This is a genomic window from Glutamicibacter sp. HZAU (assembly GCF_004100365.1).
GTDB classification, from domain to species: Bacteria; Actinomycetota; Actinomycetes; order Actinomycetales; family Micrococcaceae; genus Glutamicibacter; species Glutamicibacter nicotianae.
This window is the reverse complement of record NZ_SCKZ01000006.1, coordinates 200,582-213,090: the sequence shown is the minus strand read 5'-3', so window position 1 is coordinate 213,090 and position 12,509 is coordinate 200,582. Positions and strand designations below refer to the sequence as shown.

Annotated in this window: 10 protein-coding genes and 1 riboswitch; of the genes, 2 read left to right on the top strand and 8 right to left on the bottom strand. The window is 63.4% G+C overall.

What is annotated here, in order from left to right; genetic code table 11:
- Nucleotides 1-12: 12 nt before the first annotated feature.
- The 7 genes from EKH49_RS10740 to EKH49_RS10710 form a co-directional block, all read right to left on the bottom strand.
- Complete coding sequence (locus EKH49_RS10740) at nt 13-1,419, bottom strand: sugar porter family MFS transporter (RefSeq protein ID WP_073707205.1); 1,407 nt, start codon at nt 1,417-1,419, stop codon at nt 13-15.
- A 216-nt stretch (nt 1,420-1,635) separates the two neighbouring features.
- Nucleotides 1,636-2,919 carry a uracil-xanthine permease family protein gene (locus EKH49_RS10735; RefSeq protein WP_038992689.1) on the bottom strand — a complete coding sequence of 428 codons (1,284 nt, stop codon included), beginning with the start codon at nt 2,917-2,919 and terminating at the stop codon, nt 1,636-1,638.
- Between the two features lie 26 nt (nt 2,920-2,945).
- The gene (gene thiD / locus EKH49_RS10730) at nt 2,946-4,370 is read right to left on the bottom strand and encodes a bifunctional hydroxymethylpyrimidine kinase/phosphomethylpyrimidine kinase (RefSeq protein WP_128470835.1); all 1,425 of its coding nucleotides are present in this window, start codon (nt 4,368-4,370) and stop codon (nt 2,946-2,948) included.
- Nucleotides 4,367-5,008, bottom strand: a complete 642-nt coding sequence (gene thiE / locus EKH49_RS10725; protein WP_128470834.1) for a thiamine phosphate synthase — start codon at nt 5,006-5,008, stop codon at nt 4,367-4,369. The genes thiD and thiE overlap by 4 nt, the downstream gene beginning before the upstream one ends.
- Entirely contained in the window at nt 5,001-5,795 is a 795-nt protein-coding gene (gene thiM / locus EKH49_RS10720; RefSeq protein ID WP_128470833.1) for a hydroxyethylthiazole kinase, read from the bottom strand. The genes thiE and thiM overlap by 8 nt, the downstream gene beginning before the upstream one ends.
- Nucleotides 5,785-5,879, bottom strand: a riboswitch (TPP riboswitch). (Overlaps the previous gene by 11 nt.)
- Nucleotides 5,880-5,913: 34 nt before the next feature.
- Nucleotides 5,914-6,282 carry a GntR family transcriptional regulator gene (locus EKH49_RS10715; RefSeq protein WP_128470832.1) on the bottom strand — a complete coding sequence of 123 codons (369 nt, stop codon included), beginning with the start codon at nt 6,280-6,282 and terminating at the stop codon, nt 5,914-5,916.
- Complete coding sequence (locus tag EKH49_RS10710; protein WP_128470831.1) at nt 6,279-7,808, bottom strand: hypothetical protein; 1,530 nt, start codon at nt 7,806-7,808, stop codon at nt 6,279-6,281. The genes EKH49_RS10715 and EKH49_RS10710 overlap by 4 nt, the downstream gene beginning before the upstream one ends.
- 89 nt (nt 7,809-7,897) lie before the next feature.
- Between EKH49_RS10710 and EKH49_RS10705 the strand changes: the two genes are divergently transcribed.
- Nucleotides 7,898-9,331 (top strand): aldehyde dehydrogenase family protein, encoded by a 1,434-nt coding sequence (locus EKH49_RS10705; protein WP_128470830.1) that lies wholly within the window; start codon nt 7,898-7,900, stop codon nt 9,329-9,331.
- Nucleotides 9,332-9,410: 79 nt separating this feature from the next.
- The gene (locus tag EKH49_RS10700; RefSeq protein WP_038992683.1) at nt 9,411-10,859 is read left to right on the top strand and encodes an amino acid permease; all 1,449 of its coding nucleotides are present in this window, start codon (nt 9,411-9,413) and stop codon (nt 10,857-10,859) included.
- Here the strand turns inward: EKH49_RS10700 and pgm are convergent.
- Complete coding sequence (gene pgm / locus EKH49_RS10695) at nt 10,856-12,454, bottom strand: phosphoglucomutase (alpha-D-glucose-1,6-bisphosphate-dependent) (protein ID WP_128470829.1); 1,599 nt, start codon at nt 12,452-12,454, stop codon at nt 10,856-10,858. The genes EKH49_RS10700 and pgm overlap by 4 nt on opposite strands.
- Nucleotides 12,455-12,509: the final 55 nt, after the last annotated feature.

The following is a 12,509-nucleotide window of genomic DNA, read 5'->3' as shown; positions in this document are numbered from 1 at the left end:
CGCCAGGGATGCCTAGAGGGTCATCTCCTCCAGCTGGCGTCCCTTGGTTTCCTTGACCAGGAAGATCACGAAGATCAGCGACAGCAGCGCGAATCCTGCGTAGATTCCGTAGGCCAGTGCCAGGCCAGCCTCGGCCAGCGCGGGGAAGGTGGTTGAGACCGCGAAGTTGGCGATCCACTGCGCCGCGGCTGCCACGCCCAGGGCCATGGCGCGGATCGAGTTCGGGAAGATCTCGCCAAGCAAGACCCATACGGCCGGACCCCAGGTGGCGCCGAAGCCGACGACGAACAGGTTCGCCGAGACCAGGGCGATAATGCCCCAGCTGCCCGGCAGCGACACGGCGCCGTCGATGGTGACCGACTGGGCGAAGGCCACCGCCATCATGCCCAGCGACAAGGTCATGATGGCCGAGCCGATGGCGAGCAGCAGCTTGCGTCCCAGCACGTCGATCAGCAGCACCGCCACGATTGTTGCCACCACGTTGGTCACCGAGGTGATCAGCGAAATCGTGAAGGAGTCCGATTCGGCAAAGCCGACGGACTTCCACAGCGTGGTGGAGTAGTAGAAGATCACGTTGATGCCGACGAACTGCTGGAAGACCGAGAGCAGGATGCCGACCCACACCAGCGGGTGGAAGCCGAAGCGTCCCAGCAGGTCCTTGAAAGCCTGGCGCCGCTCGATGTGCACGGTGGCGCGGATCTCCTCGATCTTCTTCTCGGTATCTGCTCCGGCCTTCATGCCCATATCACGGGTCAGCACGGCAGCTGCCTCGACATAGCGGCCGCGCTCGACCAGATAGCGCGGGGATTCCGGAAGCCGCAGCGAGAGCAGGCCGTAGAGCGCCGCTGGAACCAGCAGCGACAGGTACATCCAGCGCCAGGCGGCCAAGCCGAATAGGCCGACGGCATCTGCCGAGCCCATCACGAAGACCAGCAGCGCGCTGACCAGAAAGGCCACGAAGATGCCCAGCACGATGGCCATCTGCTGCATGGTGCCAAGGCGTCCGCGGTGCGCGGCGGGGGAGACCTCGGCGATGTAGGCAGGGGCGATCACCGAGGCGAAGCCCACGCCGATGCCGCCGACGATGCGCCAGATGATCAGGTCGGCCACGCCGAAGCACAGGCCGCAGCCTAGGGCCGATGCGGCCAGCAGGATGGAGGCGATGAGCATGGTGCGCACGCGTCCCACGCGTTCGGAGACCACGCCGGCCACCCATGCTCCCAGTGCCGCGCCGAGCAGGGCGCAGGAAACGGTGAAGCCGATGGTTACCGCGTTGAGCCCGAATTCGTGCTCGACGGCGTCCACGGTGCCGTTGACGATCGATGAGTCATATCCGAAAACGAACCCGCCCAAGGCAGCACCGAGGGCGATGAAGATGAGTCGCGCGGAGAGTTTTCCGTCTGGTGTTGTCGCAGTCACAATGTGCCATGCTATCGGATTCGAGCGCCGCAGAATCCAGATTTTCCAAATTTTCTTGGGAGATCAATCACAATTTGGAAGGATTCCTTACTTTAACGTTTTGCGTGGCCTGAACAACCGTTTTGCTTCACGCCTGACCAGCAGGGGAATTCCTGCGCTAAAAAGCAGGCCGGCAGTGCGCTAACGCGCACTGCCGGCCTGCCGAAATATTTCTTGCTAGATTTCCGCGCTCTTCTGCGCGTCGGCCAAGTCGTTGCCGCGCAGCTTGGCCACGGCACTCATCAGGTGGAAGACCACCAGCGTGGCGATCGAGCCCAGGGCGATGCCGCCGAGCTGGAACTGGCCGAAAGCGATTTCGCTGGTCACCGCGATCGCGATGATCAGGCCGGTGCCGGCGGTCATCAGGTTGATCGGATTGCCGAAGTCCACCTTGGCCTCGATCCACAGGCGCGCGCCGACGATGCCGATCATGCCGTAGAGCACGATGCCCAGGCCGCCGATCACGCCCACCGGAATGGTGCCGATCAAGGCGCCGAACTTCGGCAGGAAGGCCAGGGACATGGCCACGATCGCGGCGATCCAGTAGGCAGCGGTGGAGTACACGCGCGAGGCGGCCATGACGCCGATGTTCTCGGCGTAGGTGGTGGTCGCCGAGCCGCCGCCGAAGCCGGCGAGCACGCTGGCGGCGCCATCAGCCATCAGCGCCCGTCCGTTGAACGCCGACAGGTCGCGGCCGGTCATCACGCCCACGGTGCGCACATGGCCGATATTCTCGGCGATCAGCACGAAGACCGCAGGCAGGAACATCAGCGCGGTATCGAAATGGAAGGTCGGGGTGTGGAACTCGGGCAGGCCGAACCATGCGGCGTCGCCCACCTTGGAGAAGTCCACCTGGCCCTGGGCCAGCGCCACCAGGTAGCCGCAGACCAAGCCGACAAGGATCGAGAGCCGGCCCAGCAGGCCCTTGAAGGCCACCGTGGCCACCACGGTGAAGAGCACCGTGAGGAAGGTGGTCAGCGGGAAGTCCTTCATCGGGGCCAGGGTGGCGCTGGCCAGGTTCAGGCCGATCAGCGCAACAATGGTGCCCATGACCACTGGCGGCATCAGCGCGTGGATCCAGCCGGTGCCGGTCTTCTGCACGATCAGCCCGACGATGAACAGCAGCACGCCGGTCATCACGATGCCGCCCAGGGCGCCGGACATGCTGTGCGACCCGGTGGTCGCGACCACCGGGGCGATCAGGGCAAAGGAGGAACCCAGGTAGCTGGGCACCTTGTTCCTGGTCATCAGCAGGAAGATGATGGTGGCCAAGCCGGTGAACAGCAAGGTGGTGGTGACCGGGAATCCGGTCAGCGTCGGAACCAGGATGGTGGCGCCGAACATCGCCAGGATGTGCTGGGCGCCGATGGAAACGGTCTGCGGCCAATGCAGCCGCTCATCCGGGGCAACTACCTCGCCTTCGGTGATGGTCTTGCCGTTGCCGTGGATGCTCCAACTCATGATTCCTCTTCCCGGCCCTGCGGGTTTCAGGCCGTAGAGAATTCTACTCGGTTCTCGTGGGCCTGCGCGAAGAACGCCAGCTCGTGCTCGCTGGAACGCAGGAACGCCTGGCGCATTTTCTCGCGCAGCGCCGGGTCGGCCAGCGTCCACGCGGTGCGCACCATCTCGATCGCCTGGGCGGTGGCCTCGTCGAATTCCGGGGAGGAATAGGTCTCCAGCCAGTCGCCGTAGGGGTGCCCGGCATGGTTGGCCGCCGCCAGCCGCTTGCCGATGTCCTGGTAGAGCCAGTAGCACGGCAGGATTGCGGCGATCAGCTCCGCATAGCTCCCGGTGCAGGAGGACAGGTGGTTCACGTAGTTCAGCGTGGTCGCCGAAGGGTTCGCCAGCCCTTCCACCAGGTGGCTGCGGTGCAGCTGCAGCTCGCCCTCGAGGATCTGCCCGGCGCCCTTGGCCCAGAAGCGCTGCGCATCCAGGTCCGGGGCCAGCGCGCTGGCCTGCGCCAGCACCTGGGCGTAGCGCTGCAGGTACAGGGCGTCCTGGGCCAGGTAGTACTCGAACTTCTCGCGTTCCAGGCTGCCGTCGGCCAGCTGCATGATGAACGCCAGCTCGTCGATGCCCGCACGCAGGCCCGCGATGTCCTCCCACCAGCCGGTCATCGGATCAGCGCCGGCGAAGAACCCGGCGAAGTGGTTGACTGGGCCGTGCCCGCTGCCCACCTGCAGCTGGTCGGCCGCCGCAATTGCCGCCGACAGATACGCCTTGGACTGCTCCAACGCGGCGGTCCAGTCTCCGGTGGCCGCGAAGCGGGTGGCCAGGGCGCTGGAGAGGGTGCAGCCGGTGCCGTGGGTGTTCTTGGTGGCATGGCGCGCACCGTGCAGCTCGCAGAGCACCCCGTCCGCTGCTACCAGCGCGTCGGGGCAGTCCGCCCCGGCCAGATGCCCGCCCTTGGCCAGCACCAGGGCCTCGTGCTTGGCCGCCAGGCGCTGGGCCTGGCGCAGCACCTCGTCCCATGATGCGGCTACCGGCTCGCGCAGCAGGCTGGCCAGTTCCAGCAGGTTCGGGGTGATCACCGTGGCCCGGTCCAGCAGCGAATCGAGCGCCGCTTCGCCATCCAGCAGGCGGTCCCCGCTGGTGGCCACCATGACCGGGTCCAGGACTACCGGAGCATCCACGGTGTCCAGCCAGCCGGTGACTGCGCGGATCACCTCGGCGTTGGCGAGCATCCCGATCTTGATTGCATCGATGCGGATATCCGCGCTGATGGCTTCAAGCTGGGCGAGGACGAAATCGCCGCTGATCGCCTGCACCCCGGACACCCCATGGGTGTTCTGCGCGGTCAAGGCGGTGATCACGCACATTCCGTAGCCGCCGTTGGCGGCAATGGCCTTCAGATCCGCCTGGATTCCGGCGCCACCGGAAGGATCGGATCCTGCAATGGACAAGATGTTCATTTGGCGGCCTCCCATGCCGAAACGAGCTGCGCGCTGGCCTGCTGCGGATCCTCTGCATTGCAGATGGCGCGGACCACTGCCATGCCCGCTCCGCCGCCGGCACGGATGGCTGCCGCGTCCTCGTGGGTAATGGCGCCGATTGCCACGCAGGGCAGCGAGGCCAACGTCGTGGCACGCGCAAAGCCGTTGAGGCCCAGGGGAGTGGGATGGTCCTTCTTCGTCGGGGTGGCGCGGACGGCCCCCACACCGAGATAGTCGATGACCGCGGCGTCCTTGTTCGCCTGGGACAGTTGCTCATCGCTGGAAGCGCTCAGTCCGATGACGCCTTCGCCGATGATCTGCCGGGCCAACTGCACCGGCACATCCTTCTGCCCGATATGGATGCCGTTCACGGCTGCACCGGCAGCCCGCGCCGCGAGGTAGACGTCGATGCGGTCATTGATCAGCAACTGGGCCTTGCCCTCGGTGAGCTTGGCGGCCGCGCAGGCCAGCTCGAAGAATTCCCGGGCGGTTTCATCCTTGGCGCGCAGCTGGATCCACTGGATTCCTCCGGCGACGGCGCCTTCGATCACTTCCAGGGTGCTGCGCGGGGTGCAACTGGCAGTATTGGCTACCAGGTAGGCTCCGTAATCATGCATGGTTCAGTTCCTCGTGCTTCAAAGTCTTAAGTTCTTCTGGATCGGTTGCGGACAGCGCATCAATGAATGCGACGGCGAAGCTGCCCGGACCTGTGCTGTTTTCCAGGGCCTTTTCAGCGGCCAGCCCGTAGAAGCCGTGGGCCGCGATGGCGGCCTCGAACGGGTCATCGTGGACCGCAATCATGCCGGCGCAGAACGCGCCCAACGCGCAGCCGCCGCCGGTGATCCGCGTCAAGCCGATGCCGTTGGTGTGCACCAGGACTGTCCGCGTGGCATCGATGATGGCATCGGACTGGCCGGAAATGGCCACCACGCAGTCATGCTGCTGGGCCAGCTCGCGTCCAGCCGCCAAGGCCGCAGAGACGTCATCCAAGGCATCTACACCGCGTGAAGCCGATTGCCGTCCGGCCAGGGCCAGGATTTCCGAGGCGTTGCCGCGAATCAGGGCCGGGCGTTGCCTGGCAATGTGCCGTGCAAAATCCGTGCGCACCGGCAGGGCGCCGACCGCTACCGGATCAAGGATCCACGGGGTGCCTGCTGCGCTCGCCGATTGCACGGCTTCTTCCATGGCGGCCAGCTGCTCGGTGCTCGGAGTTCCCAGATTCACCAAGACGGCGGAAGCCGCCTTTGCGAAGGGGCCGGCCTCTCCGGGCAGATCCGTCATGGCCGGGGACGCGCCGGATGCCAGCAGGACATTGGCGGTGAAATTTGCTACGACGGTGTTGGTCAGGCAGAAAACCAAAGGTGATTGTTGCCGGTATTCTTGGGCAACTGCATGCAAAGCCATGCGACATCCCTCCGCTAGCGTGAACTAGATCAGGTTCAACGGGTCTCATCTCAGTCGGTTGTTCCGACACCCCGTGTCACTGCCATAGAGCGTACGCACAAGCGGTTCCAAGGACAAGTTACTTACGCTCGCGCCGCGCCACCAAGGCCTTGAGCGTGGCCGCATCGACCTGCTGGGCGGCTGCCAGCGCCCAGAGGTGATCCACCGCGGCCAGCAGGTCTTCGCTGGCATCCACCGGCCGAAGCCGTTCGTTGACCACTGTGCCGGCCCGCCGCCGGGAGGTGATCAGACCTTCGGCTTCCAGTTCCTTGTAGGCGCGCGCTACCGTTCCGGCAGCAACGCCGAGGTCGGTGGCCAGTGCGCGCACGGTGGGCAGCTTGCTGTCTGCGGGCAATTCTCCCAGGGTGATCAGCGAGGCGATCTGCAAGCGGATCTGCTCGTAGGGTGCAGTGGCCGCCGCGAGGTCGACACTGATTTGCGTGCTCATGATGCTGCTGTCGGCTGCTGTGCACGCACCATCGCGGTACCAGGACGCTCCAGGAAAATCACCGCTGGGACAACGAAGACCAGAAGTGCAAACAGCCCCAGGCCTGCAGGGAAGCCGTAGCCAATCAGCAGCATGGCAAGCACAGCGCTGGTGGCAACGCGCATCGACCGCAGCTCCAGAACCCGCCGATACCAGATTTCTTCAGCTGGCGAGACGGCCCAGGGAATAGTCGCCCGGCGGCAGGACCAGATGAAGCCCATATGCGCCGCCGCAAGCAGCAGCAACAGCCCGATGACTAGTCCCCGGTTCGGAGGAGCGAACCCCCAAAGCGTCTCCAGCGGTGGATTCAATAGCAGGTAAGCGCAGATGGCAACCAGCAAGCCAGCGGCGATGTAGGACCACAAGGGCAGGGGTGCATGATGCTTTGGTGCTGCACTCGCCTGCCGAGCCACCTTGCTGGCGTAGCCCAGATACAGCGTATTGAGCACGATGTAGAGCAATGCCGCACCGGCAAAGAGCACCAGGATCCACGTAGTTCGTTCATTGGTCGGCATCCGGAATTCCTCATCCACGGGCAGGAATGACCAGCCGATGGCAACGGCGAGCAATGCAAGGGTAGCCGTGGTGTATTGCAATGCGAAGAGCTGATCTCGCAAGCGCGAGAAGGCGGTCCGTTCCCTGGTGGTGGAGTGGGCCGAGAATGTGGTGCGCGGACCCCAGAAGAACAGCGTAAGAGCCACCGCAAGGGCGCCATAGTTCAATAACTCGTACGGTCCACCGGTTGAATAGCCTTGCGAGTAATTGGCCACCGATACGCAAAATGCCAGCAGCACGATACCGGTATTGCGCAGCAACCGGTTGAGCCATACCGTGCGCAAGGCATGGTTGTCTTCGGCGGTGATGCCGGCCAAGGGGCGCCGGTTCAGGATCACTGCTGCAATCACCCCGGCGGCCACGACGATACCTGCCAGAGCCACGATGAAGACCGGGAGCATTTGGTTTCCGGGCAGCAGGCCATCGGTTGGGCCCGCAGAGGTGTAGGAGTAGCTGCCATCAGAATCGAACATAGTGGTTTCCGACTCTGGGATGCCAACGCTCCCTTCGACGCGGGAGGCAGGCCACAGCAATCCCACCGCGGCCAGCAGCAACAGCGCGACGAAAATCCCCAGGGACTTCGGGAACGGCGTCGCCAGGGTGCGCGCCTCCAGTGAGGCGGTGCGCACCGGCTGGAGTTCCTTGAGCCAGGTGAACAAGCCAATGAGGTAAACGAGAAGAATCCAGATTCCCGGCGAGAGAGCTGCAGCGAAAACCGAACTCGAATCGGTCCCGTTCATGGGAATGCGCCACGTCTGAGGCAGATCCCACGAAGTCGAAGCGAAGAATGCGATCAATGCGCACCAGAATGAGTGCGACTGGGCGCGGACGATAGCCGGTGCCTCACGCCGATGCGCCACGGAGCGCAACCACAGGTATATGACTGCGCCAACGAAAGCGATGGATATGGCGCTCGCCGGGATCTGGCTCATGGCCATTAATGTATCAACTATTTGATACATATTGAATCCCTTCGCGAATTAATCAGTGAATATCCGCCTCGTTGCCGTACGCTCAAAACATGGGTCTGTTTACTTCCACGCCGTTGCCCGAACCGGTCGGCGATTCCGCACCTCCGGTGGACGAGCATCCATCGCGCATTGCAACAGTTCTGAGCCATTTGCGGCGTTCTGCTGACACCCGGATCACGCATCCGCGACGCTTCCGCATGCAACAGCTCAAGGCCCTGGAAAAGATGCTCGACGAGCATCTGGAAGACTTCGTCCAGGCCCTGGCTGAAGACCTGGGCAAGAGCGCCACCGAGGCCAAGTTCTCCGAGATCGACGTGGTGCGCGCAGAAATAGATTTCGCCCAACGCCACCTCGCTGAATGGATGGATTCCACCAGCGTCAAAGTTCCGCTGGCCCTGCAGCCGGCCATGGCCAAGGTGGAGCCGCGTCCGCTGGGCGTCGTGCTGATTATCGGCGCCTGGAACTACCCGGTCCAGCTGGTACTCGCACCGCTGGTCGCGGCCATTGCCGCCGGCAACGCCGCGGTGATCAAGCCATCCGAGCTGGCTCCGGCCACCTCGGGCGTCTTGGCCAAGTTCCTCCCGGTCTACCTGGATGAACGTGTTTATGCGGTCGTTGAGGGAGGAGTGGACACATCCACCGAGCTGCTTGCCGCCCGCTGGGACCATATCTTCTACACCGGCGGTGAACGCGTGGCCAAGATCGTGGCTGCCGCGGCGGCAAAGCACCTGACGCCAACCACTTTGGAATTGGGCGGAAAATCGCCGGCCGTGGTGGAAAACGATTCGCTGGCTTCGGCAAAGCGCCTCGCCTATGCCAAATTCATGAATTCCGGTCAGACCTGCGTGGCCCCGGATTATGTCTTGAGCATTGGGGACTCCACTGAGCTCATCCAGCGCCTGGGCCAGGCCATCACCAGCTTCTACGGCAAGGAGCCGTTGACCCACCCGGACTACGGCCGCATCGTCAGCCGCAAGCACTTCGACCGGCTGTTGTCGATGTTCGAGCAGGGCGAGGTGGTTTTCGGGGGCGAATATGACGAGGAAACACTGCGCATCGCACCGAGCATCATGCGCAATCCAGATCTTGAGGGAAGCTTGATGACCGAGGAGATATTCGGTCCAATTCTTCCAGTGATCGAGGTGGAAAGCTTCGAGGAGGCCCTCGAATTCATCGCCCGGAGGCCGTCTCCGCTGGCTGCCTACCTGATGAGCGAAAGCCCGCGGCTGCAGTCGATCTTCTCCGACCGGGTGCGCGCCGGCTCAGTCGTGCATAATGCCCCGCTGGTCCAGATGGTCGTTCCAACCCTGCCTTTTGGCGGCATCGGACCGAGCGGGATGGGGGCCTACCATGGCAGGCACGGATTCGAGCGGCTTTCACAGATGCGCTCTGAACTCAACAAAACGACGGTAGTTGACACCCTGAGCGCAATATATCCTCCGTATTCATGGGCTAAGCGAAAGATTATTGATCGCTTACTGTAGCGCGGTTCATAGCGTTGTGGCTTGTCAGGGTGCTTGGATTGATAGGTTGGAAATCTTCAAGCATCAGGAGATGTAACGCATGACTGAGCCCGCACCGTCCCAAGACGGTCTGAAGCGTGGCCTCAAAGCTCGCCATATGCAGATGATTGCCATTGGCGGCTCGATTGGTACCGGACTTTTCGTCGCTTCCGGCGGCACCATTGCGCAAGCAGGACCCGGTGGTTCGCTGGTGGCTTATGCGCTGATCGGCCTGATGGTGCTGCTCCTGATGCAGTCACTGGGGGAAATGAGCGCCCGCCTTCCGGTCGCCGGGTCCTTCCAGACCTACGCGACGGTCTTCGTGAACCGCCACTTCGGCTTCGCGATCGGCTGGAACTACTGGTTCAACTGGGCAATCACCGTGGCTGCCGAACTGGTAGCCGCCGGGATCATCATGTCCTATTGGTTCCCGGATACTCCGGGATGGATCTGGGCTGCCGTCTTCCTGGCGCTGCTCACCGGCCTGAACGCGTTGTCCGCCAAGGCCTTTGGCGAGGGCGAGTACTGGCTGGCCGCGATCAAGGTCATCACCGTAGTGGTCTTCTTGATCTGCGGTGTCGCAATGATCTTCGGCATCCTGGGCGACTCCACGCCAGGTTTCAGCAACTGGACCGAGGGCGAGGCGCCATTCGTTGGCGGCTGGCTGTCGATCGTCTCGGTGTTCATGATTGCCGGCTTCTCCTTCCAGGGCACGGAGCTGATCGGCGTGGCCGCCGGAGAGGCAGAGAACCCCAAGCGCGATATCCCTCGGGCCATCAAGGCGATCTTCTGGCGGATCATGCTGTTCTACATCGGCGCGATCTTCGTGATTGGCATGCTGATCCCGTACCTGGATCCTTCGCTGCTCTCCTCCGAGGCATCGGATATCACCACCTCGCCATTCACCCTCGTCTTCGAGCGGGCAGGCGTGGCCTTCGCCGCGGCCTTGATGAATGCGGTGATCCTCTCGGCCATCCTCTCGGCGGGCAACTCCGGCCTATATGCCTCTGCGCGCATGCTTTATTCGATGGCGCTGGACGGCAAGGCGCCAAAGATCTTCGCCCGCTTGAACAAGCGCGGCGTGCCCATGCCGGCCATGCTGATGACCGCATCGGTGGGCCTCTTCGGCTTCCTGACCGCGATCATCGGGCAGGGTTCGGCCTATACCTGGCTGCTGAACGTCTCGGGCCTGTCCGGGTTCATCGCGTGGGTGGGCATCGCGGTGTGCCACTACAAGTTCCGCAAGGCATACATTGCCAGCGGACAGGATCTGGCGAAGCTCCCGTACAAGGCGCCGCTGTTCCCGCTGGGTCCGATCCTTGCCTTCGTGATCCTGATCGTGGTGATCGCCGGCCAGAACTACCAGGCCATCCTGGATGGAAACCTGCTGCAGATGGCTTCCAGCTACATCGGCCTGCCGATCTTCCTGCTGCTGTGGCTGGGCCACTGGCTGGCTACCCGCAAGCAGCCAGCCGTGGAAATCGACCCATGGACCGCGAAGCTGAATTAGCCAGCTAGCGCGGCATCGACAATCACCCGTGCCTCTGCCAGCACCTGCTGCAGATGTTCGGGTGATTTTGTCGATTCTGCATAGATCTTGTAGATGTCTTCGGTGCCCGACGGGCGCGCGGCAAACCATGCGTGCTCGCTGGTAACCTTCAGACCGCCAATCGGGAAGCCGGCCGCTTGCGTGGCCTTGGCGGTAATCGGATCCGAAGCCAGTTCGGTGGCGGTGACCATCGAGGGATCCAGCTTGCCCAGGATGGCCTTCTGCTCGCGGTTTGCCGGCGCATCGAAGCGGTCGTAGAAGCTGGGACCATGGCGCTCGACCAGCTCGGCATGCAGCTGGCTGGGGCTCTTGCCAGTTACCGCGCGGATCTCGCTGGCCAGCAGGGCCAGCATCAGGCCGTCCTTGTCGGTGCTGAACGCCTTGCCGGAGAAGTCCAGGAAGCTTGCCCCAGCCGATTCCTCGCCGCAGAAGGCGACCCTGCCCGAAGCCAGCGGCTCAACGAAGTACTTGAAGCCCACCGGAACCTCGCGCAGCACCCGGCCGTGGGAGGCCACCACCTTGTCGATAAGCACCGAGGAGACCAGCGTCTTGCCGATCTGGGCATCGGCGGGCCACTGCGGGCGGTGGGTGAGCAGGTAGTCGATGGCCACGGCCAGGAAGTGGTTCGGGTTCATCAGGCCGGCATCCGGGGTGACAATGCCGTGGCGGTCGGCGTCGGCATCGTTGCCGGTCGCGATGTCGTACTTCTCGCGATTGGCCACCAGCGAGGCCATGGCATGGGCGGAAGAGCAATCCATGCGGATCTTCCCGTCCTTGTCCAGGGTCATGAAGCCGAAGCGCGGATCCACGGACTCGTTGACCACTTCGAGGTTCAGGTTATAGCGCCGGGCGATCTCGCCCCAGTAGTGCACCGACGCGCCGCCCAGCGGATCTGCGCCAATGGAAATTCCGGAATCCGCGATGGCCTTGAAATCGATCACTTCCGCCAAATCGGCGATGTACAGTTCGCGGAAGTCGAATGGCTGGGCATTGGGCTCGCCGCGCTTGATCTGCCCGCTGGCCAGCAGCTCGTTGGCCCGTGCGGCGATGGGCCCGGTGATTTCGGATTCGGCCGGTCCGCCATGCGGCGGGTTGTACTTGATGCCGCCGTCGGTCGGCGGGTTATGCGAGGGCGTGATGATCAGGCCATCGGCCTGCTCGCCGCCGCTGGCGTTGTGCACCAGGATTGCATGGCTGACCGCTGGAGTGGGAGTCAGCCCGTCATCGGCCAGCACTCTGACGCCGTTGCCTGCCAGCACTTCCAGCGCGGTGCCGTATGCCGGCTCGGAGAGCGCATGGCTGTCCTTGCCCACGTACATTGGCCCAGTGATGCCCGCGCTGTTGCGGTAATCGACCACGGCCTGGGTGATCGCGGCGATATGCGCTTCATTGAAGGTGGTGTTCAGCGAGCTTCCGCGGTGTCCCGAGGTGCCGAAGATGACTGCCTGATCGGGGTTGGTGCTGGATGGAACCAGGGTGCTGTAGGCATCGAGCACCTCCTGCAGATTGATCAGGTCCGATTCTTGGGCTGGCTGGCCAGCTCGGAGGTGTGCCACAGATTGCCTTTCAGATTGATGCGCTTATCGCGGTTTCGTAGAAGAATGGTAGTCA